Annotated in this window: 25 protein-coding genes; 14 read left to right on the forward strand and 11 right to left on the reverse strand. The window is 48.7% G+C overall.

What is annotated here, in order from left to right; genetic code table 11:
• The first annotated feature begins 31 nt into the window (after window positions 1-31).
• The 5 genes from VK958_RS00165 to VK958_RS00185 all read left to right on the forward strand — a co-directional run bounded on the left by VK958_RS00165 (window position 32) and on the right by VK958_RS00185 (window position 6,789).
• Entirely contained in the window at window positions 32-1,732 is a 1,701-nt protein-coding gene (locus VK958_RS00165) for an alginate export family protein (RefSeq protein ID WP_325238224.1), read from the forward strand.
• Window positions 1,733-1,744: 12 nt separating this feature from the next.
• Window positions 1,745-2,752, forward strand: a complete 1,008-nt coding sequence (locus VK958_RS00170; protein ID WP_325238226.1) for a sulfate ABC transporter substrate-binding protein — start codon at window positions 1,745-1,747, stop codon at window positions 2,750-2,752.
• Between the two features lie 66 nt (window positions 2,753-2,818).
• Window positions 2,819-3,097 carry a DUF2325 domain-containing protein gene (locus VK958_RS00175; protein WP_029146612.1) on the forward strand — a complete coding sequence of 93 codons (279 nt, stop codon included), beginning with the start codon at window positions 2,819-2,821 and terminating at the stop codon, window positions 3,095-3,097.
• A gap of 172 nt (window positions 3,098-3,269) precedes the next feature.
• A complete protein-coding gene (locus tag VK958_RS00180) occupies window positions 3,270-4,931 on the forward strand; it encodes a putative bifunctional diguanylate cyclase/phosphodiesterase (RefSeq protein WP_325238228.1) in 1,662 nt (553 codons plus the stop codon).
• 223 nt (window positions 4,932-5,154) lie between these two features.
• Complete coding sequence (locus VK958_RS00185) at window positions 5,155-6,789, forward strand: EAL domain-containing protein (RefSeq protein WP_325238230.1); 1,635 nt, start codon at window positions 5,155-5,157, stop codon at window positions 6,787-6,789.
• A gap of 12 nt (window positions 6,790-6,801) precedes the next feature.
• On the opposite strand, the gene VK958_RS00190 is transcribed toward VK958_RS00185, so the two are convergent.
• The 4 genes from VK958_RS00190 to epsC form a co-directional block, all read right to left on the reverse strand.
• A complete protein-coding gene (locus tag VK958_RS00190; protein WP_325238232.1) occupies window positions 6,802-8,160 on the reverse strand; it encodes a TAXI family TRAP transporter solute-binding subunit in 1,359 nt (452 codons plus the stop codon).
• Window positions 8,161-8,302: 142 nt separating this feature from the next.
• Window positions 8,303-10,300, reverse strand: coding sequence for a family 2A encapsulin nanocompartment cargo protein cysteine desulfurase (locus VK958_RS00195; protein WP_325238234.1), 1,998 nt, complete (start codon window positions 10,298-10,300; stop codon window positions 8,303-8,305).
• Window positions 10,287-11,201: a family 2A encapsulin nanocompartment shell protein gene (locus VK958_RS00200; RefSeq protein ID WP_325238236.1), complete on the reverse strand. Its 915-nt coding sequence runs from the start codon at window positions 11,199-11,201 to the stop codon at window positions 10,287-10,289. The genes VK958_RS00195 and VK958_RS00200 overlap by 14 nt, the downstream gene beginning before the upstream one ends.
• 42 nt (window positions 11,202-11,243) lie before the next feature.
• Window positions 11,244-12,146 (reverse strand): serine O-acetyltransferase EpsC, encoded by a 903-nt coding sequence (epsC, locus tag VK958_RS00205; protein ID WP_325238238.1) that lies wholly within the window; start codon window positions 12,144-12,146, stop codon window positions 11,244-11,246.
• Between the two features lie 385 nt (window positions 12,147-12,531).
• Here epsC and VK958_RS00210 point away from each other — a divergent pair, with 385 nt between their 5' ends.
• The 5 genes from VK958_RS00210 (at window position 12,532) to VK958_RS00230 (ending at window position 17,408) form a co-directional block, all read left to right on the forward strand.
• Complete coding sequence (locus tag VK958_RS00210) at window positions 12,532-13,512, forward strand: sulfate ABC transporter substrate-binding protein (protein ID WP_325238240.1); 981 nt, start codon at window positions 12,532-12,534, stop codon at window positions 13,510-13,512.
• Between the two features lie 41 nt (window positions 13,513-13,553).
• Entirely contained in the window at window positions 13,554-14,423 is an 870-nt protein-coding gene (locus tag VK958_RS00215; RefSeq protein WP_325238241.1) for an EAL domain-containing protein, read from the forward strand.
• A gap of 189 nt (window positions 14,424-14,612) precedes the next feature.
• Entirely contained in the window at window positions 14,613-15,443 is an 831-nt protein-coding gene (gene cysT, locus VK958_RS00220) for a sulfate ABC transporter permease subunit CysT (RefSeq protein WP_325238243.1), read from the forward strand.
• Between the two features lie 95 nt (window positions 15,444-15,538).
• Window positions 15,539-16,429 carry a sulfate ABC transporter permease subunit CysW gene (gene cysW / locus VK958_RS00225; RefSeq protein ID WP_325238244.1) on the forward strand — a complete coding sequence of 297 codons (891 nt, stop codon included), beginning with the start codon at window positions 15,539-15,541 and terminating at the stop codon, window positions 16,427-16,429.
• Window position 16,430: 1 nt separating this feature from the next.
• Window positions 16,431-17,408 (forward strand): sulfate/molybdate ABC transporter ATP-binding protein, encoded by a 978-nt coding sequence (locus VK958_RS00230; RefSeq protein ID WP_325238246.1) that lies wholly within the window; start codon window positions 16,431-16,433, stop codon window positions 17,406-17,408.
• Between the two features lie 78 nt (window positions 17,409-17,486).
• On the opposite strand, the gene VK958_RS00235 is transcribed toward VK958_RS00230, so the two are convergent.
• From VK958_RS00235 to ribA, 6 genes are all read right to left on the reverse strand, one after another.
• Window positions 17,487-17,702, reverse strand: coding sequence for a DUF4287 domain-containing protein (locus tag VK958_RS00235; protein WP_325238248.1), 216 nt, complete (start codon window positions 17,700-17,702; stop codon window positions 17,487-17,489).
• A 45-nt stretch (window positions 17,703-17,747) separates the two neighbouring features.
• A complete protein-coding gene (locus VK958_RS00240; RefSeq protein ID WP_325238250.1) occupies window positions 17,748-18,191 on the reverse strand; it encodes an SRPBCC domain-containing protein in 444 nt (147 codons plus the stop codon).
• A 43-nt stretch (window positions 18,192-18,234) separates the two neighbouring features.
• Window positions 18,235-18,747: a superoxide dismutase [Cu-Zn] SodC gene (sodC, locus tag VK958_RS00245; protein WP_325238252.1), complete on the reverse strand. Its 513-nt coding sequence runs from the start codon at window positions 18,745-18,747 to the stop codon at window positions 18,235-18,237.
• 143 nt (window positions 18,748-18,890) lie between these two features.
• Window positions 18,891-19,208: a phenolic acid decarboxylase gene (locus VK958_RS00250; protein ID WP_325238253.1), complete on the reverse strand. Its 318-nt coding sequence runs from the start codon at window positions 19,206-19,208 to the stop codon at window positions 18,891-18,893.
• Between the two features lie 145 nt (window positions 19,209-19,353).
• Entirely contained in the window at window positions 19,354-20,625 is a 1,272-nt protein-coding gene (locus VK958_RS00255) for an O-acetylhomoserine aminocarboxypropyltransferase/cysteine synthase family protein (RefSeq protein WP_325238254.1), read from the reverse strand.
• A 151-nt stretch (window positions 20,626-20,776) separates the two neighbouring features.
• Window positions 20,777-21,382 carry a GTP cyclohydrolase II gene (ribA, locus tag VK958_RS00260; RefSeq protein ID WP_325238255.1) on the reverse strand — a complete coding sequence of 202 codons (606 nt, stop codon included), beginning with the start codon at window positions 21,380-21,382 and terminating at the stop codon, window positions 20,777-20,779.
• Between the two features lie 263 nt (window positions 21,383-21,645).
• Between ribA and VK958_RS00265 the strand changes: the two genes are divergently transcribed.
• The 3 genes from VK958_RS00265 to VK958_RS00275 are packed head-to-tail and all read left to right on the forward strand — an operon-like array spanning window position 21,646 to window position 23,926.
• On the forward strand, window positions 21,646-21,921 hold the full coding sequence (locus VK958_RS00265) for a PepSY domain-containing protein (RefSeq protein ID WP_325238278.1): 276 nt from the start codon (window positions 21,646-21,648) through the stop codon (window positions 21,919-21,921).
• Window positions 21,921-22,601: a response regulator transcription factor gene (locus tag VK958_RS00270; protein WP_325238256.1), complete on the forward strand. Its 681-nt coding sequence runs from the start codon at window positions 21,921-21,923 to the stop codon at window positions 22,599-22,601. The genes VK958_RS00265 and VK958_RS00270 overlap by 1 nt, the downstream gene beginning before the upstream one ends.
• Window positions 22,598-23,926 (forward strand): sensor histidine kinase, encoded by a 1,329-nt coding sequence (locus tag VK958_RS00275; RefSeq protein ID WP_325238257.1) that lies wholly within the window; start codon window positions 22,598-22,600, stop codon window positions 23,924-23,926. Before VK958_RS00270 ends, VK958_RS00275 begins: the two co-directional genes overlap by 4 nt.
• Window positions 23,927-23,939: 13 nt before the next feature.
• On the opposite strand, the gene VK958_RS00280 is transcribed toward VK958_RS00275, so the two are convergent.
• Window positions 23,940-24,278 (reverse strand): PepSY domain-containing protein, encoded by a 339-nt coding sequence (locus VK958_RS00280; protein ID WP_325238258.1) that lies wholly within the window; start codon window positions 24,276-24,278, stop codon window positions 23,940-23,942.
• Window positions 24,279-24,485: 207 nt separating this feature from the next.
• On the opposite strand from VK958_RS00280, the gene VK958_RS00285 reads away from it, so the two are divergent.
• The gene (locus VK958_RS00285) at window positions 24,486-24,722 is read left to right on the forward strand and encodes a hypothetical protein (RefSeq protein WP_325238259.1); all 237 of its coding nucleotides are present in this window, start codon (window positions 24,486-24,488) and stop codon (window positions 24,720-24,722) included.
• The last annotated feature ends 33 nt before the right edge of the window (window positions 24,723-24,755 follow it).

Genomic DNA, 24,755 nt, shown 5'->3' on the forward strand with positions numbered 1-24,755 from the left:
ACTGGAAGTTTTATTCACTAGGGAGATTTAAATGCAGTTCAAAAAAATGACGCTCGCCATGGCTGCGACAGGTTTATGGTGGGCAAGCGGGGTTGCTGGTGTTTCGCAAGCATACGCTGCTGAAGAAGCCGCCGAAGCACAAGTGGAAGATGCTGAGCAAAAGAAAAAGATTGAAGCCCGTCTCGCTGAGATCAAGGCTGAGGAAAAAGCGGCCGCTAAAGCTGCGAATGGCTACTATGTTGAGCGCCGCAGCTACGGTACGCAAAAGGAAACCGAGCCACCACGTTATGTTAGACAGCTTAACAAAACATGGTTAAAAGAGTATGACACGTTTGCAGATATTGACTGGCTGGATGTAGGCCTGGAATACCGGGCACGTTATGAACACCGTGATAACGATTTCCGCCGCGCCAGAGAAAATATTGATGATCCGGTTTTACTGCGCACACGTGCTTATCTGGGCCTTAAAAATATTTTAGACCCATTTCGCTTCGCAGTAGAAGCACAGGACTCACGTCGTAACAACAGCGACTACACCCGTAGTAAAGATACTCGCGATATAGATAAGGCAGATTTCATACAGGCTTACCTGGAGCTTTACTATAAAGACAGTATCTTTGGCAAAGATGATCTCGGTAACAGCCGTCCATTCTGGATTCGTGGGGGACGTTTAGCCTGGGAAAGCCTGGATCGCCGCCTGATTGCGCGTAACGAATGGCGTAATACTACCAACACTTTCCAGGGTGTGCGTGCCAACATCGGTGAGAAAAAGAATGACTGGCAGCTGGAAGCATTTGCCGTCCAGCCTGTACAACGGTTTACAGACAAACTGGATGAGGTTGATCACTCGCAGAATTTCTATGGCGTGATCGGTGACTGGCGTCGTTGGTCGGAGTACGTGACTATCCAGCCATATTACTTCTTGTTGAAACAAAATGGCGACGATGTCGTATATGACCCTAATGGCAATTCCTACAGTGACCGTAGTGTTTACAGCGCTTCCCGTCAAAGCCAGGCAAGAATAGATCGTGAGATACACACAGGGGGGATTCGCTTATTCGGTATTTTGCCAAACACACAGTGGGATTATGACGCCAGCTATGTAAAACAGTGGGGAGATCAACAACGTTTCATCAACAACACCATTGGCTACATTAAAGTTGATCATGATGCTTTTGCATACAATGGGGAACTCGGTTATACCTTTGCTAAACATCCATGGAAACCAAGGTTCAGTGCCTCTTATGGTGTAGCTTCCGGTGATAAAACGACGTCTTCCGGTAATGACTTGTCAGACAACGGACGTTTTGACCGCTTGTTTGGTTTTGCCCGTCCCTGGTCTAACAATGACTATATCCAGATGGAAAACATTCGTGCGTCAAAAATACGTGTCGAGTTCGATCCACAAGTGCCTTACCTGACCAATGTGAAAGTAGATACTGGTTTTAGCTGGTATCAATTGGATGATGCCAGCGATCGCTGGAATGCCGGTGCAAACTTGCGTGACAGAACCGGTAATTCTGGTCGGGATTTGGGCAAAGAGTATGACTTGCGTGTCCGTTTTCCGATCAATCAATACGCATCTTTAAACTTGGGCTATGCACATTTCTGGGCGGGTGATTTTGTGCAGGATGCAGTAAGTGCCAACGCAGATAACCGTGCAGACTTTGATCAGAACCGTTCAAAGAGCTCCGACTTTTTCTACACAGAATTAACTTTGTACGGTTTCTAAAAGAGGATAGATATGAGATTTAATCAAACATTTAAAAAGGCATTGTTGATAGCCGCTTTGTCTTCGCCATTGGCGGCCTGGGCCGCAGAGGTGAGCTTGCTGAATGTATCTTACGACCCGACTCGCGAGTTATACCAGGATTACAATGCAGCCTTTGCCAAGCACTGGAAAGACAAAACCGGTGACAATGTCATCATCAAGCAATCACATGGCGGTTCGGGTAAGCAAGCGCGATCAGTGATCGATGGTTTGCAGGCAGATGTGGTGACTTTAGCTTTGTCTTATGACATCGACGAAGTAGGCAGCAAGGGCAAACTTTTCTCTGCTGACTGGCAAAAACGTTTGCCGCACAACAGTTCTCCTTACACATCCACCATTGTATTTTTGGTACGTAAAGGCAACCCGAAGAACATCAAGGATTGGGGTGATCTGGTCAAACCGGGTACTTCAGTGATTACGCCAAACCCCAAAACATCAGGCGGCGCACGCTGGAATTACCTGGCGGCTTATGCTTATGCACTCAAGCAAAACAACCAGGACGAAACCAAAGCCAAGGACTACCTGAAAAAGCTGTTTAAAAATGTGCCGGTGCTGGACAGTGGTGCGCGTGGATCAACCACGACCTTTGTAGAGCGCGGTATTGGTGATGTGTTGCTGGCATGGGAAAACGAAGCGTTTCTTGCACAGAAAGAACTTGGGCCGGACAAGTTTGATATTGTGGTGCCTTCGTTATCCATCCTGGCCGAACCTCCAGTGACTGTGGTGGATAAGAATGTTAAACGCCACAATACGCAAGCGGTTGCCGAGGCTTATCTTCAGTATCTTTACAGTGAAGAAGGCCAGGAAATTGCAGCTAAAAACTACTATCGCCCAACCCTGGAATCTGTCGCAAAGAAGTATGAAAAACAGTTTCCCAAGGTCAATTTGATCAAGATTGACGAAACGTTTGGCGGCTGGCAGAAAGCGCAAAAAACACACTTTGCCGATGGCGGCGTGTTTGACGAGATTTACCAAAAATAAGATTTAATTTTAGAGAAAGGCATTTACCCAATGCCTTTTTCTTTTTCTCTTAAAAGGAGAGCATGTATGTCAAAAGCATTAGTGATCGGCGGCGACCGTATCGAAGGAATCAAACAAGTGTTACACGCACAAGGGATCGACAAAATCGATCACTGGACTGGCCGCAAGCCGGGCGATGTAAAACGTGAATTGCCTGCGAATGTGAACGTGATTGTGCTGGTTACCGGCTGGTTAAATCATTCCATGATGTACCGTATCAAGCATGTAGCGCACAAGCGCGGATTGAAAGTTGTGTATACCCGGAATAGTGCCGATGGCATGCAGCGTGTGCTTGAAGCGGCGTAATTGCCGATACCTTGCTATCAAATATATATTTTTTACATTTTTATATTTAATTTAGTCTCAATTTATCCTCCTTATCAACCGATAAACACTTAGGGTTTTAAGGTTAAATGGCATTACTCATCACTATTGTGTACTTTACACAACAGCGGCAATGAGTTTACAAGGGTAAATAATGAGTCAAACCGGGATTGGCGAGAAAGCTGCGCCACTCAACGAAAATGCTACACAGCGCCAATTCATGCGCCATCGCCTTGTACGCAAAGTACAGGAGAATACGCATTTTCTGGCCATGACCAGCATGGTTTGTGGCTTGTTGGGCTTCCCTCATTACTTGCTGGATGTAGACAACAATGTCTGGCTGGCGCAGTTGCTCACTTACCTCACTTTTATTCTGGTGAGTTACAACCTGTTACTGGAAAATGGCCGTACCAATCTGGCCATGCTCACCATGTCTTTGGTGACTATCAGTTTGTTCGTCGTCCAGCTTTCGCCATATGCTGCCGATTTTAACGACACAGCACATGTGTTGCGCATGACCACTGACATGCAAGTGCACCATTTCTCCCAGGTGCTGGAGTATGCAGCCGGTGCTTTGCTGGCTTGCCTGATCGCCACTTCTTACTTATTCCAGCGCTCTGGCTGGTTGGCTACGAGTCAGGCGATCTTGTATGTGGCGGTGATGATTCCACTGATTCCGCTTTTAGGTTTCTTCTGCGGTGTTGCACAACCTTACGGCATCATGTCGCCACTGACGACTTTGAGTGGCCTGCTGTGTGCTTTTAGTTTACTGGCAAAACACGCTTCCCACCCGCCGATGAGCTATCTGCTGCTAATGGACGACAACGGTAAACAGATACGTTTCAGTATCGTGTTCCTGAGCTTTTTTGCCATTATGCTGGCCAGGGCAGGGGTAGAGTTCGGCGACAATATGCTGCGCGCGCTTCCTGTCGTGGTAGTGGTATCGATTCTGGCGATTATCTACACCATGACAGCGACGTATTACCGCAAAGGGCAAACCAGCGAACAAATTGTGTTGCCAGCGGCGGACATGGACTTTGCCAGCCAGGTGGAAACTGCATTGGATAACCAGCAGTTTTACATGGTATACCAACCACAAATCGATTTTAATAGCGGTAAACTCAAAGGCGTAGAGGCATTAGTCCGCTGGCGGCATCCTCAAAAAGGCATTATTTCGCCAGAAAAATTCATTCGCGTGGCTGAGCTGACCGGGCTCATCGTGCCTTTAGGAAAATGGGTAATGCGTACCGCTTGCACAGAGGCTGCCAAATGGAGGGATGACCCCGTACTAGGCAAGATCGAAGTGGCTGTGAATGTCTCGGCGCTACAGCTCAAGTCAGGCACACTGGTCGAAGATATATTGCAGATATTGGAAGAAACCGGCCTGGCACCAGAGCGCCTGGTCGTTGAGCTGACCGAAAGTGCATTCGTACAAGACGATGGCCAAAATGCCAGCATCATGCACAGATTGAAAGAGGCAGGCGTCAAACTAGCGATTGATGACTTTGGTACGGGTTATTCTTGCCTTTCATACTTGCGAGATATTCCGGGCGATTACCTGAAAATAGACCGCTCGTTTGTAATGGAATTGCCTGGGCATGACAAAGCAGAGGCTGTGATCAAGGCGATTGTCAGCTTGGGCAAAAGCCTGGGCTACCGGATCATTGCCGAAGGCGTTGAGACTGAAGCGCAAGCCAAGTTTCTAAAAGACATCGATAGTGATATTGTCCAGGGCTTTTTGTATTCAAGGCCGCTCGAGGCAGAAGCTTTGCAACATTGGGCGACAGAAAATCTACCGGCGCAAACCCCTCAATAGGCATATCTCATACACCCGGAGATTCGTCAGCTTTTTATATGGACTGAGGTCTACAGGTAAATCATGTTATTGATGAAAAATTGAATTTTATAGACATCAATCATATGAAAAGGAATATAAATCTAGTGTTACTCCCTCAGTAACTCTTTTCCCTCAGCGCCTATAGTATAAAAAACCACCGTTCAAACGGGGATAATAATAGTCAGGGTTAAGGGGGCATCATATGTCAGTTTCCAGTGTCGACTGGTTAGCTGTGAATGTTCAAGAGTGCGCGACGCAACGCCAGTATATGCGGCACCGTTTTTTGCGCAGCGTTCAAAAGCAGGCACCATGGCTGGCGATTGCCAGCATCATTACAGTATTCCTGACGTTTCCTTTTATTACCTTTCCTGATGAATATGGCTTATGTATCGCGTTAAGCCTCGGTTATATTATTTTTATCATAGTGAGTCTGCGTACCATGCTGGAAACATGGCGTGAGACCCGCTTCAGCAAGATAGTCACCACTTCAGTATTACTTTTATTCCTTTCTGAAATATTCCTGGTCATCGGCAATCATCGTCATATCGATGTGAATATTACCAATACTACTTTTGCCAGTGTCTTGAATAATGACCAGTTACTGACAGATTTATTGATGGCTTTTTTGGTCATGCTCGCTTCTATTCTGTGCCATATTCAATGGAGTAAATGTAGCCAGGCGCTGCTTTGTGTGGTGATTATGATGCCTGTAAATGGCTTGCTGGCATCGTTATACGGCATTCAAGATGCTTATGGGCAACTTTCCATGTTGGCCAGTATGGGCGGTTTGCTTTGTGCTGCAGCATTACTTGCCAAGCAAATCTCACAGACGTCCATGAGTTATCTGTTATTGCTGGATGACTCTGGAAAACATCTTCGATGGATCATCTGCATTTTATTTTTGTGTGCAATCACGCTCGGTGGCGTGGGCGTCTATTTCAAGCATGATCCGCGTGTCACGCCCATGATTATCACACTGGCGCTGATTTCCATAGTCAGCATCATGACCATCACCTATTACCGCAAGGGCGTGATGCATGAAAAGGTGTTACCTCCTGAAGACCTGGCTTTCGCCAGCGAGCTGGAAGCTGCGATTGCACATGAAGAGTTTTACCTGGTGTTTCAACCGCAGATTGAATTCAACACCGGCAAACTGGTTGGCGTTGAAGCATTGATCCGCTGGCAACATCCGCAACATGGTGTTGTGCCGCCTAACAGATTTATCGGGGTAGCAGAGCTAACCGGTCTGATTGTACCTATGGGTGCATGGGTACTCAAAGCCGCTTGTCAGCAGGTTTCTGGCTGGAAAGACAACGAACTGATCAATGCCAAGGTGTCGGTAAACGTTTCACCCATGCAATTGAATGCGGAAGGCTTTATCGACTATGTGGTGCAGGTTTTACATGAAACTGGCTTGGATGCTGAGAGGCTGGTGATTGAGCTCACCGAAAGTGCATTTGTGCATTCAGATTGCAGGAGTATGGAAAACCTGCTGGCTTTGAAACGCACCGGCGTCAAACTCGCGATTGATGATTTTGGGACCGGGTTTTCCTGTCTTGCCTACCTGAAGGATATCCCGGGAGATTACCTGAAAGTAGATCGCTCTTTTGTTAACGATGTACCGGGCAAAGAACGTTCCGAGGCCGTCACCAGTGCGATTGTTGTATTGGGCAAAAACCTGCATTACCAGATCGTGGCAGAAGGCGTGGAAACAGAAGCGCAGGCTAATTATCTCAAAGGCTTGGGCTGTGATTTCGTACAAGGCTTTTTGTATGCCAAACCGATGACAGGACTGGCGTTGCAAGACTGGGTGCAGGTGCGGGCGCATGCAAAGTAATTCTCAAGGTTGTCATGACTGGCTATCCGCCACGCGTACAGCATCAGGCGGGGTGTATTTGCCATGTTGCAGCTTTGACCTGACCAATTCAATATGGGCCCTTAACTCATAAGCATATTGAGAAAAGGGAACAGGCAGTTGAACATTAATCACTTTCAGTTCAATTTCGTTCAGCTTCTCTAAAAACAGTCGCTGGTCTTCTGCAGTTTTAATCTCTTTAAGCTGGGTATCCAGGTAACGTAACTCGCCGTAATAACGGAATAGTTTCCGCTTTACCAGCCAGACATAAATCATCGGGATAATTTTAGTCAGCGGGATCAATAATGCCAGCAATGGCAGAATCACGATCAATGTCCGGTTGACAAACGTGGCCGCCCAGAACGGCAGGTATTTATCAATGATGGGCAGGCCGGATTTGTAGAAATTCAATGCCTGCGTACTTAATGGGAAGTCAGTGTCCTTGGCTGAGGGAAACTCATCTTTCGCATTAAACAACCCGGCGCCGCCATGTACTTGCGCAATGACTTTCATCATCAAATACACCAATGCCGGGTGCATGCTCTCCTTGACCACCAGGGTTGCCGTCGGCGCCACCATATGTACGTCGTGCGCAGGCGTATTTTGTGCCAGGTCCATCGCACCTTCGGGTAATACCAGGTGATGCAGGAATGAGAACTTGCGCGAGAAAGCTTCTGCAGTATCCATACTGAGCAGGCTCAGTTGCTTATCTTCCACCATACTGCGGATGATATAAGAGGTAGGCACATCCACGAAAAACGCGGCATCCAGCTTTCCTTTACGCAATGCTTCGGCAGCTTCTTCACCACCCATTTCAACCAGTTTACTGTTTTCTGAGGTCACGCCACTTTCGCCCAGCAAGGTACTTACCAGTGTATGCGTGCCATTACCAGTGTAACCAATGGCAATTTTTTTACCCTTGAGCGCAGAAAGATGCGTGGTCTCTAGCTTGCAGCGACAGAAAATCCATACCGGCTGATAGTACAAACTGCCCAGGGATAATAATGTCCCCGCGCCCTCGGCATGCGCTTCACCATCCTGGATAAAGGCGATATCCACGTCAGATTCCGGATCTTTCAGCAGGCGCAGATTTTCTTTATCACCCGAGGTGGTGCGGGTTTCCAGCGTAATGCCTTCCTGTTTCAGGAACACGCCATAGATTGCTGCAAAAGCATTGTAATTGACGTCGTTATTGCCTGTGGCAATCACGATTTTACGGGGCGGGGCAGGGTCAATGAACTTGTAGGCGAAAAACAGCGCCAGGGAAATCATGATGATTGAAGGCAGCATGGCACCAAGTATTTCACCGGTGAAGATAGCCGTAAATTTATTATTACGCGGGTCAAATTTCATCTGTCAGGGCGTGTTCATCTCAAAGCAGATGAATCATTTTGTAATGAGGGTGGAATAGATTTTACAGTGGGTTGGACAGAATGTCACAACAGAAGCATGCTGATGGGGGAAGAGTGCAGCCAGTGACCTGGCCGCATTCATATCAAGGCTGACGGGAGGAAAGACGTCGTAAAACCAAAATCATGCGATCAATTTCTTCATAAGTATTATAAAACGCCAATGAAGGACGCACTGTGGTTTCCACCCCAAAACGCCGCAGGATCGGTTGCGCGCAATGATGCCCTGAGCGCACGGCAATGCCTTCCTCGTTGAGTGCAGCACCTACTTCTTCGCTTTGATAACCTTTGAGCGCAAATGACAGCACGCTGGCTTTGTTTTTCGCTGTCCCAATCAGGCGCAGGTGCGGAATATCGCGCATTACTCCAGTCGCATATTCAAGCAGGGCATGCTCGTAACTGGCAATATTTTCAATGCCGATCCGCTCTACATATTTCAGTGCAGCGCCAAGCCCTACTGCATCTGCGATATTGCCGGTCCCTGCTTCAAACTTGGCTGGCGCCGCATGATAGACGGTTTTTTCAAACGTCACGTCCTGGATCATGTTGCCACCACCTTGCCACGCTGGCATGTCTTGCAACACATCGGCTTTGCCATACACAACGCCAATACCGGTGGGCCCAAAGATTTTATGGCCGGAGAACACAAAAAAATCTGCATCCAGCGTTTGTATATCAATACGCATGTGCGAAATCGATTGCGCGCCATCCAGTAATACCCTGGCCCCCGCACGGTGTGCCATGGTGATCATCTCCTGCGCAGGCGTCACCGTGCCCAGCGCGTTCGATACTTGCGTGAAGGAGACCAATTTTGTCCTTGGTGTCAGCAATCGCTGGTATTCTTCGAGCAAAATCTGGCCACTGTCATCGACAGGAATCACTTTCAGCACCGCACCGGTTTCCTGGCACAATTGCTGCCAGGGCACGATATTGGCGTGATGTTCCAGATTGGAAACCACGATTTCATCACCAGCACTGAGGTGTTTTTTACCCCAGGTTTTAGCGACCAGATTAATGCCTTCAGTCGTGCCGCGCACGAAAATGACCTGATTCACTGATGGCGCATTGATAAAGCGACGCACGGTTTCGCGGGCATCTTCATATGCATCGGTCGCACGTGCGGCCAGTTCATGCGCAGCACGGTGAATGTTGGAGTTTTCATGTTGATAGAAATAACTGACCCTATCAATGACTACCTGTGGTTTTTGCGTAGTGGCTGCATTATCAAACCAGACTAGCGGCCTGCCGTTCACTTTTTCATTGAGGATAGGGAAGTCCCGGCGCACGCTCAATACATCAAATGCCGGATGTGCTGATGCAGGCAAACTTCCCTGCAACACGGGCTGCTCAGCTTGCAGGAAATAGAATGACTGACTATTTGTATTTGATGAAGCTTTGGCGGGTGGCACATTGCCTGGCGTTCCGTGACCTGGAGTACCGTTACTTGAAACTCCTTGGCTAGTACCTACAGGACTCGAAGCTCCGTGACTCGGATTCCCGAACCCTGGCGCCTGGGTTTGCAAACTCGGGCTTGATAGATTTGACTGCCCCAACCAACGATTCAACTCCTGTTGATAAGGGATTTCAATGCCCAAACTCGCAAACTGCCCCGGCACTAGGTATGCCGGATCAGTATGTAGTACGTCGACATGATTAGGGTCACTAGCCAATGTCTCAACACCAGGCGCATGCGTCAACTGCTGTGCTTGCGCTTCCATAATGGCAGGTTGAAAAGTGGATTGCACATAACTGGGTGAAGAAACACCGCCTGTGGCATGTCCTAATTGCGTGGTCAGTGAGTCTGTCGCCGGTATGGCTGGCTGTGGTGGCTTGGGTGAGCTCAGCGATTGGGCAAAGTCTGCCGCATGAAAAGGCGCTGTCGCCGGAAAACCTTCAGCATACAACTCATTTGCCAGGCGGTTGAGTGTGTCTATATCCAATCCGCCTGTTTGCTCAAGTTGCCGTCCAACCCCTAGCGCAGCTGCCATTTTGGGATGCTCGCCCGGAAGCGAGCCTAAAATGGCTTCCGGCTCAAAGCCAGCCAGATCCAGTGCCTGATGAGAATTAGGATTACTTGTAGTCATAATAGTGGTCAACTCCGACATCTTCCAGCACAGCAATCGCATCTTCAGTTAACACTGCCAGTGAGCAATAGAGTGAAACCAGATAAGAGGCAATCGCTTTGTGGTTAATGCCCATGAAGCGCACAGACAAGCCCATGTTTTGTTGACCAGGTAAATTCGGCTGATACAGGCCAATCACACCTTGTTTGCTTTCGCCGACGCGCAATAACAGGATTTTGGATTTTCCATTCACAATAGGCAATTTGTCGCTAGGAATCAGCGGGATGCCGCGCCAGGTGATGAATTGTGACCCAAACAGGGATACTGTTGGTGGTGGTACGCCACGACGTGTGCACTCACGGCCAAAAGCAGCAATCGCTTTCGGGTGTGCCAGGAAGAACGCCGGTTCTTTCCATACTTTGCTCAGTAACTCATCCAGGTCATCCGGTGTCGGCTGGCCATGACGTGTTTTCACTATTTGTGATTTAGCGACGTTGTTCAGTAAACCGTATTCTTTGTTATTGATCAGTTCGCTTTCCTGGCGTTCTTTCACCACTTCAATCGTCAGGCGCAACTGTTCTTTGATCTGGTTATGCGGGCTGCTGTACAGGTCAGAAACACGGGTATGCACGTCCACTACGGTGTTCACCGCATTCAGTACATATTCACGGCCCCACTCTTCATAATCAACAAAAGTGGCTGGCAGCTCTTTTTCGTCCTTATTTGAACAATCCACTGTAATTGCGTTTGGATCTTTTGCCTTGTTAACGCGGTAAATACCTGCTTCTACCGGTACCCAGTTCAGCAAATGCACCAGCCAGCGTGGGCTGATGGTACTGAGCATGGGTACCGATTTGGTGGCATTGGCAAGCGTCCGTGCGGCGACATCGCCTAATGCGCTTTGTGAGGGTTGTTGTGACATATATTCTCCTTATTGTATGGCTTTATAAATACGACAAAAAAATCAGGCAGCTGCCGGAATGGGCTTAGCATCCGAATGCGCTTGTGTGACATGACTATTGGCAGGCACGTCGCGGGTGACCCATACATTCCCACCGATGACGGAATGTTTTCCTATGGTGACGCGGCCCAGAATGGTCGCGCCTGCATACACCACGACGTAATCTTCCAGGATAGGGTGGCGTTCGAATTTCTTCACCAGGTGGCCATTGGCATCTTTGGGGAAATTCTTAGCCCCCAGCGTGACCGCCTGATAGAGGCGCACGTGGTTGCCGATAATCGCCGTTTCGCCGATAACGACACCGGTGCCATGGTCAATAAAAAAGTGGTCGCCGATATGTGCGCCTGGATGAATATCAATCCCTGTCTGGGAATGGGCGATTTCTGTGATCAAACGCGCAATAATGGTCAATCCCAGCCCGTGCAGTACATGCGCAATACGATAATGGATCAGTGCCAGAATGCCAGGGTAACTGACCAGGATCTCATCGATACTGTCTGCAGCCGGATCGCCCTGGTAGGCCGCTTCCAGGTCTGTATCCAGTTGTAAACGGATACGCGGCAGGTGTTCGGAGAACTGGCCTGTAAGTGTATGCGCCTGTGCATGAAACTGGTTATGTGCTGCGCCAGGTGTCTTGAATGCGAGTTCGAGGCGAACCTGTTGCTGCAATTCGCGTAGGGCTTTATCCAGCGTGGTGCCCACATAAAAGTTGATCGCATTCGCCTGGATATCAGCGTCACCGAGACGATTCGGGAATAGGGCGGCGGCCAGCCATTCCACGCATTGACCTGATAACTTGCGCGAAGGGAGTTTGGGAGGTTGCGCCAGCCGTTGCCGTTGCTGCAATGCGGTTTCCCTTATCGTGGCCAGTTCTTGCACGATGTGCTCAATCGCTATTTCTTCCATCGGTAACTTGTCCTGTCAGTGTTCTATGGCTGGCGACAGACGAAAAAAAAGCCAGTCACACGGGTCAACGTGTAACTGGCTTCCAGTTGTCTGGTCAGCAAGTAATGCACCCACTATAAAATAAACTGCCTCGATTGAACAGCGCGAAGGCTAGAATCATTACTTATTTGCTTATAGATTTTTATTCTTAGGCAGGTCATTGAAAGTATTTCCCCACTAAGCCTGCTGTAAATTTTCATGATGGGTTAAGTACTAGCCAGGCAACATGAACTAATAAATCTTCCGCTTATATTCATTTTTATTATATTCATATCATATTTTATTCTTTTTAAAGATATCAAGATCTGTGTATAGTGCAAACCAATTCATATCTAGAGAGGCATGTATGTCATCCATTTTGCGCAGTGCAGTACTGGCAGTTCTATTCAGCAGTATGTCACTGCAAGCCGCTGAACTGTTGAACGCTTCTTATGATGTGACCCGTGAGTTCTACAAGGACTTTAACCCGGCATTCATACAGTATTGGAAAGAAAAAACCGGCGAAACGGTGACCATTAACCAATCGCATGGTGGCTCCACTAAACAGGCACGCTCAGTTGTAGATGGCTTACCCGCAGATGTCATTACTATGAACCGAAGTGCAGATATCGATATCCTGGCACAAAAGGGAAAATTGATTCCAGCCAACTGGCAGACACGTTTACCCAACAACAGTGTGCCTAGCGCTTCACCAACGGTCTTTCTGGTGCGCAAGGGCAACCCTAAGCGGATTAAAGACTGGGATGACCTCATTCGCCCTGGTGTGGCATCTGTAATCCCTAACCCGAAAACTTCCGGTAACGGTAAATATAGTTACCTGGCGGCTTGGGGCTACATCACGCAAAAAGGCGGTGATGCAGCCAAGTCACGTCAATTCGTCACAGAATTATTCAAGCATGTGCCGGTGCTGGATACCGGCGGCCGTGGTGCCACAACCACCTTCGCGCAGCGCGAAATCGGTGATGTGCTGGTGACATTTGAGAACGAAGTTTATCTATTGAAAAAAGAGTTGGGTGAGGATAAGTATGAGGTTGTCTATCCTTCCGTCACGGTGCTGGCTGAGAACCCGGTTGCGGTGGTAGATAAGGTGGTGGATAAAAAAGGCACACGCAAACAGGCACAAGCTTATCTTGAATACCACTTTTCACCACAAGGCCAGGCGATTGCAGCCAAACATTATTTGCGTCCGCAAGTCAGCGAAGCTGCACAACCAGCCTTTAAAAAGATCCATACCTTTACGGTAAAAGAAGTATTTGGTAGCTGGGCCGAGGCCGAAAACACACACTTCAGTGATGGGGGTATTTTTGACCAGATTTACCAGAAATAAACATCTCAGCAATAAACATCGCCATGCATAAAGGAGGGATGATGACCCAACAGAAAAAATACCAGGAACCAGAACACGTCGTGCAATTACGCGCCGAATTAAAGCAAGTATTGTCGCTGGATCTGGAAGAGTTAGGGCTGATTGAAGCCAACACCGGTGAGTACGAAAGCACCTTTATCGGCGTACATTTGAAAACGGCTTTCCAGCCCATTTACGATGCTAAACAGGGGGATATTTACGGCTATGAAGCGCTGATTCGTCCTTCATTGTTCGGCACGCTCGGCAGTACCCCGGAGTTTGCATTTACCTATGCGGAGCAATCGGGCAAGCTGGTGCAGTTTGACCGCGTATGCCGCTCTCAGCACGTACTCAACTTCCGCGCCATTCACCAGGAAAATGGTCTGCTGTTCTTGAATGTGCATCCGAAACTTTTGCTGGAAGTCAGCGCGCACGGCAAGGTGTTTGAACAGATATTGCACCAATATTCTGTGCCGACGGATAGAGTCGTGCTGGAAATCAATGAATCATTGATTGACCAGGATAAACACCTGATTGCCGCGATTGAAAACTATCGTTCGCTGGGGTACAGGATTGCGTTTGATCATGTGGGTAACCACCAAAGCAAGTTATATCGTTTGTGGGGGGTACAGCATGATTTTATCAAGTTTGACGTGTCAGTCATCCACCAGGCAGCGCTACAGCCGACGCTGGCTAAAGCCCTGGGCGGGCTGGTGCATGCCGTGCAGGATTTGGGCAGTACACCAGTGATTGTCGGCGTGGAAACACAACAGCAGCTGGACATTGCCATTGCTTCCGGCGCGACCATACTTCAAGGTCGTTTTCTGGCAGAGCCTGTTGTCGCCAAGGTGTTGAATGACCAGTTCCAGCATCGTGCCCCGAAAGTGGCTTAAAACTGGCTTGGTTATCATCAAAATGCGTAAATAAAACAATGCTTCACTGCTGGCATTACTCAAAAGTTGTACAGAGTAATCCAGCATTTTTGATATAACGGTCAGTTATAAATTAATGCTAAATCATTCTTTTGTGAATAATGAGAATCCGGCTACATTAGCCCCTGTTTAAACCGGTCACGAACTACCATGACAACTAGAAAAAAACATTTATTGCCCGGTTTTGGCCTATCACTAGGCTACACGCTGGTGTATTTGAGCCTCATCGTATTAATTCCCCTGGCAGCGGTTTTCCTGCGCACCACTGAATTAAGTTTTAGCGAGTTCTGGGCAGTGGTGACCACGCCACGTGTGCTGGCAACCTACCGTTTAACCTTCGGTGCCTCACTGCTTGCGGCTTTAATCAACCTGGTATTTGGTTTGCTAACTGCCTGGGTGCTGGTGCGCTATCAATTCGCGGGCAAAAAAATCCTGGATGCCCTGGTTGATTTGCCGTTCGCCTTACCTACCGCAGTGGCAGGCATTTCCCTGACCGCGATTTATGCGCCTAATGGCTGGCTTGGTCAATGGCTGGAACCTCACGGCATTAAAGTCGCCTTTACGCCTCTAGGCGTGGTTGTCGCCCTGACTTTCATTGGTTTGCCTTTTGTGGTTCGTACAGTGCAACCTGTACTGGAGGATTTCAGTACCGAGTTGGAAGAAGCTGCCGCCAGCCTGGGCGCCAACCGATGGCAGACATTTTTCAAGGTTATTCTCCCGGCTATCTGGCCGGCGTTACTGACTGGATTTTCGTTATCTTTTGCCCGCGCAGTCGGCGAGTATGGCTCGGTGATTTTTATCGCCGGTAACATGCCGATGATTTCAGAAATCACGCCATTGATGATTATCACCAAGCTTGAGCAATATGATTACGCCGGTGCGACTGCGATTGCGGTCGTGATGCTGGTCATTTCTTTTGCCTTGTTGCTGTTAATTAACCTGTTGCAGTGGTGGAGCAGCCACCGCCATGGTGGTAAATAGTGATTGGCCCAATAAATGACAGCTCAGCGCATTCCGGTTTCACTTGCAATCAGGTTTCCGCCTGAAGTGAATGTTTAATCTAAGCGATAAAAACTATGCATAAAACACAATTTGATCAATACCAGGGGAAAGTGGCCTCCAAGCGCGCTACTTCAGAGCCTGCCTGGGTACGCTGGGCACTGATCGCCACGGCTTTGGTGTTCCTGGGTTTATTCCTGCTTATCCCGCTGGCGGCTGTATTTGCAGAAGCATTACGTAAAGGCTGGGGTGTTTACCTGGCAGCGATTACGGATTCAGATGCATTATCCGCCATGCAACTGACGCTGATTGCCTCGCTGGTCGCTGTGCCTTTGAACCTGGTGTTTGGTGTTGCGGCTGCCTGGGCGATTACCAAGTTCGATTTCCGTGGTAAAAGCTTCCTGATCACGCTGATCGACTTGCCATTTGCAGTATCCCCGGTGATCGCCGGTTTGATCTTTGTGCTGATATTCGGCTTGCAAGGCTGGTTTGGCGAATGGCTGATCGATCATGATTACAAAGTGATATTCGCAGTACCGGGCATTATATTGGCCACCATTTTCATTACTTTCCCGTTTGTCGCCCGCGAGCTGATTCCATTAATGGAAGCACAAGGCAAAGAAGAGGAAGAGGCGGCACTGGTGCTGGGTGCTTCCGGCTGGAGAATACTCTGGCATGTCACCCTGCCGAATGTGAAATGGGGGCTGCTTTATGGCGTCATCCTCACCAATGCCCGGGCGATGGGCGAGTTTGGCGCGGTGTCCGTGGTGTCCGGCCATATCCGCGGCATGACCAATACCATGCCATTGCATGTGGAAATCTTATACAACGAATATAACTATGCGGCAGCGTTTGCAGTGGCCTCACTGCTAACCTTGCTGGCACTGGTAACGCTGGTTTTGAAAACCTATGTCGAATGGCGTGCATCACATGACGCAGCTACTCAGGAAAAGGAAGTGACGATTTAATATGGGCATCACCATACAACAAATTAGCAAGGGTTTTGGGCAATTCAGTGCACTGCGCGACATTCACCTGGAAGTGCCGAGTGGCGAGTTGGTTGCATTGCTCGGACCATCGGGCTGCGGTAAAACCACACTGCTACGCATCATTGCAGGCTTGGAAACCCCTGATAATGGCCAGGTGCTGTTTGATGGCGTAGACACCACCCATGCCGATGTACGTGAACGCCAGGTTGGTTTTGTATTCCAGCACTATGCGCTATTCAGGCACATGACAGTGTTTGAAAACGTGGCGTTTGGCCTGCGTGTGCGTCCAAAAGAAACCCGTCCTTCTAACGCCGAAATTAAAAAACGCGTGCATGATTTGCTCAAGCTGGTCCAACTGGACTGGCTGGCTGATCGCTACCCGCCACAACTTTCCGGTGGTCAGCGTCAGCGAATCGCTTTGGCACGTGCATTAGCGGTTGAGCCAAAAGTATTATTACTGGATGAGCCATTTGGCGCGCTGGATGCCAAAGTCCGTAAGGATTTACGCCGCTGGCTGCGTCGCCTGCATGACGAATTGCATGTGACCAGTGTGTTTGTGACGCATGACCAGGAAGAAGCGCTGGAAGTGGCTGATACGATTGTGGTGATGAATCACGGCCAAATCGAGCAAGTGGGTTCGCCGCAAGCTGTCTACGACAATCCGGCCACGCCTTTTGTCTACGAGTTCCTGGGTAATGTGAACGCGTTTGAAACGCCACAAGGTAAAGGTTTCGTCCGCCCTTATGAGATTGCAGTCAGCCGTGAACCTGCGCTGAATACGATTGCCGGTGCGCTGACTTATGTGCATTCAGTCGGTTCACTGGTGCGTCTGGAAATCAAACGTACTGATAATGAGCAATATGTGGACGTGGAATTAGGCCGGGATGTGTTTAACCAGTTGAACTTCAAGCAGGGCGAAACTGTGTATATCAAGCCTACGCAATTACGCGTGTTTTAAGCTGCAAAGATCTGGCAAATAACAAAGGCGTCACGGTTAACGTGACGCCTTTTGTGTTTGAACAGCTTATGTAGTGATTTATGTTTTAGCTTTTGCCAGATGGTGCGCTACCAAGGCATTAGCGTGACCATGACCTAAACCATGTGCTGACTTCAGCAGATTCACCAGTTCCATATGTTTCAGATTTCCGGCCTGCTGCAAGATATCAAACCAGTGCTCTACCGGTTGACTGTAGGTTTTCTCTATCGACGGGAAATAGGAAGCAGGGCCTTTGATTTTTTCTGTGTCTGACACGCTATACCTTTAGTTGATGAGTGCTTAGTTATCATGAAAAACTTGTTATCTCTGGCTGGCAGCCTTATTAAGTACTTGCGTCAGTCGATCAATGTTCTGCTCGTTTGCAGAGCCCACTAGTTGTTTGACAGCTCGCGCAGTCTCGGCATCATTGAAAACCTGATTCCAAGTCAAATGTGTGCCAGCGTTAACAGGCCGCAGTTCAATTGTTAGCGTAAAGTAGGGAAGGCAATTATGATGGATAACAACTTTGGCATCAGGCACTAGCTCTGTAAAAACGCTTTCATTGAGATGGTTTTTCCCGTCTGGGCCGTGCATGACGAACTTCCAGCGCCCACCTGTCGTGAACTCAAAGATTTCAAACGTATTGGTAAATCCATCAGGCCCCCACCACGCAGCCAGTAAGTCAGCGGATGCAAAAGCCCGATATACCTCTTGCGCGGAATAGGGCAGGGTTCTGGACGTACTCAGCGTGCTATCTTCGCTCATCACAATTGTTCCTAAAGTACTTGAATGCCTTAGTTAGCCTGAGTTACTTGATCACGCCACAGGCAAAGCGCGCACCACCGCCACCTAGGGTAGCAGGATGATCTGAGTGATTATCACCGCCCACATGCACCATCAGGGCGCGACCACTGACATCACTTAATTTCAGGCGCGGAGCCAAGACCGGCTGGTTAGATGAACCATTGGCGTTCACATACAAAGCTGGCAAATCGCCCAAGTGACCATCACCCCATGGCGCATCGTGTTTATTACTATTGGCCGGATCATAGTGAGCCCCTGCAGCGCCAGCAGCTGTCATTTTTCCATCTTTTTCTTTTGGGTCGCAGCTGGGGTTCTGGTGTATATGAAAACCATGCACTCCGGCTGGCAGGCCTTGCAGTTCAGGCGTAAACACCAGGCCATATTTTGATTCAGCAATCGTGACCTTTCCGGCGCTTGCTCCTACCCCTTTTTCATCTACTACGTTTACAGGTACCACAAAGTCTGCGAATGCGGCAGAAGAAACGACAGCCAGCGCGAGTGCGATAATATTTTTCATATTTACTCCGGAAAAGAGGTTTGCAGAAATCAGCATTATTAGGATACGTTTACCTCAATAAGCTATGTTTAAATAAAAAACGGTGTGCAAGTCTGATGACTGGGTTACATGAAAGTTCTTGGTAATCACTTATCAGGTTAAGGTTACTTCTCACGGACGATATCGCCAGAAATCACATAGCGTTGCTTTCCATCAATAATCGTTGCGTGTACTTTACGTGTATTCAAGTTAATTACCTGGGACACATTAATCCCGGTCTTTTCCACCCAGCTAACAAAGTAGATGTTGTCTGCAACTTTAAAACGCTCAGGTTTTTCAATGCCGTTAGCGCCTTTTTCAGGGCCTTGTATACACGCCCATGACAGTGAATTAGAGTCACTGACAATCATCCGATAGACACTGTCACCTTCGTATTTAAAAAGAAATTGGCCTATATATGGCTCAGCAGCGTATGCAGTCATGGCAAAGCTTGAAATCCAAAAGCTGATCATTAATAGACGAATATGCTGCAATGTTTTCCCTTATGGCACTCGCCAAAGTAGGACACCAGCCTGATACCTTATGCCGAATTTGAGTGTTCGTCAAAAGTCTAAGCATATTGAAAGCTTATACCTGTGTCAGCGCCTGTTCTAAATCCGCAATCAAATCATCAATATGCTCAAGACCAGCCGATAACCTTACCAGATCTTCGCTGACACCGGCTTTCGCCAGTTCTTCCGGATTCAATTGTCGATGCGTAGTGGTGGCCGGATGGCAAGCCAGGCTTTTGGCATCGCCAATATTCACCAGGCGAGTGAATAATTGCAGGGCATCAATAAATTTGGTGCCGCCTTCTTTACCGCCTTGCACACCGAAAGAAAGAATGCCGGAGGCCAGTCCTTTCAGGTATTTTTTGACTAGTGGGTAATCTCTATGGTCTTCCAGACCGGCATAATTGACCCACTTCACCTTCGGATGCTGCTTGAGGTAATGCGCAATTGCCAGTGCATTGCTGCTATGCCGCTCCATACGCAGGGGTAACGTTTCCAGACCTTGCAGGATCAGAAAACTGTTGAAGGGACTGATTGCAGAACCGGTATTGCGCAATGGCACCACTCGGGCTCGCGCAATAAAGGCAGCCGCGCCTAGCGCCTCTACATAGTTGACGCCATGGTAGCTGGGGTCTGGGGTGTTGAGACTGGGAAAGCGCGCTGCATGTTCTGCCCATGGAAAGTTGCCGCTATCGACAATAATGCCGCCGATGGAATTACCATGGCCGCCGATATATTTAGTCAGAGAATGCACGACAATATCCACACCATGTTCAAACGGTTTGGACAAAATAGGCGTGGCAACCGTGTTATCTACAATCACCGGCACGCCATGTTTGTGTGCGGCCTCACTGATGGCGGCCAGGTCAACCACATTACCTAGTGGATTACCTATGGTTTCTGCGAAGACCAACTTGGTCCGGCTGTCGATCAGTTTTTCCAGCGAGGCCGGGTCACGGTAATCAAAAAACCTGACTTCTATACCTTGTTTGGGCAGAGTGTGCGCAAACAGATTATAAGTGCCGCCATATAGCGTTGATACCGAAACGATGTTATCGCCAGCTTCGGCAATGGTCTGGATGGCGTAAGTAATGGCAGCCATGCCTGAAGCCAGCGCCAGCCCGCCAATGCCGCCTTCTAGCTGAGTGATGCGCTCTTCAAGCACCGCGGTAGTCGGGTTCATGATGCGCGTATAGATGTTGCCCTGAACCTTGAGGTCGAACAGGTCGGCGCCATGCTGGGTATTGTCAAACGCGTAAGACGTGGTTTGATAAATGGGGACGGCGACTGCTTTGGTAGTGGCTTCTGGTGAATAGCCGCCATGGATGGAGATCGTCTCAGGTTTCATTTCGCTCTGCTCCTTGTTTTTGTATGTGACAAGAAAGCAGTATAAACCTGGCGTTTCATCGTGGTTATAACATTTAATTGAATGCTTATAACCACGATGGAGGCTAAGCGTACAGGCGATAATCAAGCGCGGCCATGCGCGGTTATAGCGTTTATCCCATGAGGTCTGGAATAATATGGCCGAGTTTGATCGATTTAGTTTGCAGGTATTTGAGGTTATCAACGGTGGGCTCAGTCAGTAAGGGTACTTGCTGATGCACGGTAATTCCCAGTGTTTCGAGTGCAGAACGTTTGCCTGAATTATTGGTAAGCAGACGAACAGTATTGATTTCAAAATAGGACAGCATTTCAGACGCGGCCTCATAGCTGCGGCTATCCACCGGTAACCCCAGTGCTTCGTTGGCTTCTACCGTATCCAGCCCCTGGTCCTGCAAGGCATAAGCGCGCATTTTATTGCTCAGGCCTATACCACGTCCCTCATGGTTTTTCAGGTATAGCACCAGGCCCTGACCGTGTTCCTGGATCAGCCGCTGGGCATGGTGCAATTGCTCACCACAATCGCAGCGGGTAGAGGAGAACACATCCCCGGTCAGGCATTCGGAATGCACGCGTACCAACGGATTCTGTGAGCGTGTAATTTCGCCGCAGGTCAGTGCAACATGTTCAACATTGGTCCGGCGGTCATGAAACACGTGCAGATCGAAATCGCCATACTGCGTAGGGAGTCTGGCGCTGGAGCTATGGGTGAGAAATTGCATGTTTTTAACGGGTGGATAGTTTAAATCTTCAATGCGTTATTGTAACGTTTACATGCATGTTCGTATGTATTTTTTGCTTTTAAACAATGGTGGCAAGAACACGGAATGACACGATGAACGCCACTATTCAGCTTGGTTTAAGCCTATTACTGTTACACTTTTAGCCAATATGCATGGTAACCATCCATCGATAAAGGAGTGATATGCGCAGAAGCTGGACAATCTCTCGCATGGGATTGATCGCAGGGTTAGTTGTGTTGAGTATGGCTGCAGCAGGCTGGATGCTGCCACAGGCGGGGTCAGGTGAAAGCCCGGCCAGCGCAGGGCAACTTGCCGCTAAAGGGCAAATCCTGAGCCTGGAAAAAATATCCAAACTGGCAAAGTCTTATAAAGCTGGCGAAATTCTGGAAGTGGAACTCGAGAAAAAGCATGGCCGTTATCTGTATGAAGTGGAAATACTGGATATGCGTAGCCAGGTGTGGGAACTCAAGCTGGATGCCAGAACAGGGCAGCTGCTCAAAATGGAACTGGATGACTAATGCGTTTGTTGCTGGTAGAAGATGATGCGTTGCTGGGTAACAATGTGCAACAGGCGCTTAAGGCTGCCGGTTATGCCAGCGACTGGATGCAAGAAGGTAAAGAAGCCAGAATACAGGGTAGCCTGGAACCGTATGATGTGGCTATCCTGGACCTTGGCTTACCAGGTTTAAACGGCCTGCAAGTACTGGAAGCCTGGCGCGCCGAAGGATTGACCATGCCTGTGATTGTGTTAACTGCGCGTAGTAGCTGGCAGGAGAAAGTGGAAGCCTTTAACCTCGGGGCAGATGACTATGTCACTAAACCATTTCATATTGAAGAGCTGTTGGCGCGTATCAGTGCCGTGCACAAGCGTAGCATCGGGTTGGTCAGTGGTGATCTTGCCAGCGAAGGTCTGCGTTTGGATGAGCACACACAAACTGTATGGTCAGGCACTGAATCACACACTTTGACGGGGACTGAATTTCGCCTGCTGCGTTATTTCATGCTGCATCCGGGGCGGATTTTATCCAAAAGTGAGCTTACCGAGCATGTGTATGCCTATGATGCAGATAAGGACAGCAATGTGATCGAAGTCTATGTGAATCGCTTGCGCCAGAAAGTGGGGGTAGACAAGATCCAGACACGGCGTGGGCAAGGCTATGTATTCGGTAGCCAAGACCCTGAAAGTCTTCGCGTATGAAGTCATTACGCAGACAGCTCTCGCTAGGCCTGACGCTGAGCCTGGTCGGTTTGCTCACATTGCAGTGGGCGGTGGTGACATTCACGATTGATCATTTAATTCAGTCGCAGATGACTGGGCGCATGCAACAGGAGGCAGAAGGGCTGCTGGCTGGCGTGACGGTCAATGCGCGTGGCCAGCCAATGCTGGAACAACGACTGGTGACGACCGGATACCAGCGACCGTTCTCCGGCCATTATTTTGTGGTGATGACCGATGAAGGGCATAAACTCCAGTCGCGTTCTGCCTGGGATGTCAGCTTGCCGGTCTCGACCTTGGCCGTAGATGAACAGCAGGTGACGCATATCACCGGCCCTGAAGATCAACCTTTGTTGTTACTCGGCCATGGCTACCGCAAACAGCAACGCAATATCACTATTTATATCGCCGAAAGCCTGGTCGATTTGCAGCATAGCCTGCGCGTATTCCAAGGTATCTATGGCGTGTTATCACTACTGGGGCTACTCGCATTATTAGCATTACAGCGCTGGATAGTCCTGAATAGTTTATATCCGCTACAAGAGATCAAGGACAATCTGGCACGGGTCGCCAGTGGTGAGTTACAGCAGATCAACGCCAATGGCCCGGCAGAGGTGATGCCACTGGTCAATGAATTCAATCGCATTTTAAAAAATGCCAGCCAGAAAACCAAACGGTCACGTTTATCTATCGGTAACCTTGCACATGCTTTAAAAACCAGGCTGGCGCATTTGCAATTACTGTTCGATAACGAGTCACGGATAGGCATTTCGCAATTGCGGTTGACCATGAAAGCCTGTGCCGAAGAAATACATCAGGATGTCGAGCGTGAGCTCAAACGCGCCCGCCTGATGGGAGATGTGTATACCAGTCAGCAAACAGATGTAGAGATTGAAGTTCCTAAACTCGTGGCAACCTTGCAAAAGATTTACAGTGAAAAGCAGGTGGCGTTTGCCTGGCAACATGATGCCCATACCAAGCTGATGATTGACCGTGAAGATATGCTTGAGCTTTTGGGGAATTTACTGGATAACGCCTTCAAATGGTGTCGTGGCCAGGTTCAATTGAATATTTCAGTACATGAGGGTATTACGATCATGGTCGAGGATGATGGCCCCGGCAGTAGCGCCCCTGAACTGGACACATTGCTGCAACGTGGTATGCGCATGGATGAATCCAAACCGGGCAGTGGCCTGGGGCTGGCGATTGTGCAGGATATTGTGCAGCATTATCATGGTGAGATATCCCTCGATCATTCTGCCCGGTTAGGTGGTTTACGAGTGCAGTTGAGGTTAAAGCCTGCATAAAGCAGGCTTCATATTAAAACCAGTCACGGTTCACGCTGTTTACTTTGCCGGTTTTGGCGTCTAAATATACTTCCCATTCAGCACCCTCGGCATCCACAATCTCCACTTCGTAATCCCAGCCGGATTTAAATTTCCGGCGTTCCAGCTCAACTTCTTTGACTACCCCCGGCTTGGCGGCCAGCGCTTTGCTTTTGGCGTCTTCCCAGGAGATAAAACCAAAGGCTTTTGCAGTCTCGGTCATTTTTTGTATATCGTCTCCGTCATCGTCTGCCAATGCAGGTTGCGTTGCCATTAGTCCGCAAAACAGGCTAATCATCAATATATTGGTCGATTTCTGCAGTAACTTGTTCATCATCATCTCCATTTTTCATTGTTGAGTTTTCACGATACAGTCCGCCCCTTAATTCAAGCTGAATAATGGGTATGACATTGCGCAGGGTATTCAGGTTGGTGAAAGGTTGACGAAAGCCTGCTGTAAGGCAGGCGCGCTAATGTGAACAACATAACATCCGTCTCATAAAGGCGGTAATCATGAAGTTTAATCAAAGGAGCGTGTGCGATGAAAACAGTAAAAGTGTATGGCTTAATGAGTTTGGTAGCATTGGCATTTGCCGGATCTGCCTGGGCAGACCAGGCAAGCGCGAATCAGAATATCGCGAGAAGGGCAGTGGTCGGCCAATATGCAGAGCAAGCTGACCAGGCTTGGGAAGGGGCCAGCCTGCACTCAGAAGTGCAAAAACAGCAACTACGTAGACAGTTGAATCAGCAATATACCAGCAAGCGCGCTACCGTGTAGCCCAACGCAAGAGGCTCAGGCTGCAACCTATTA

It is taken from the genome of Methylophilus sp., from assembly GCF_035460085.1.
Taxonomy (GTDB): Bacteria; Pseudomonadota; Gammaproteobacteria; order Burkholderiales; family Methylophilaceae; genus Methylophilus.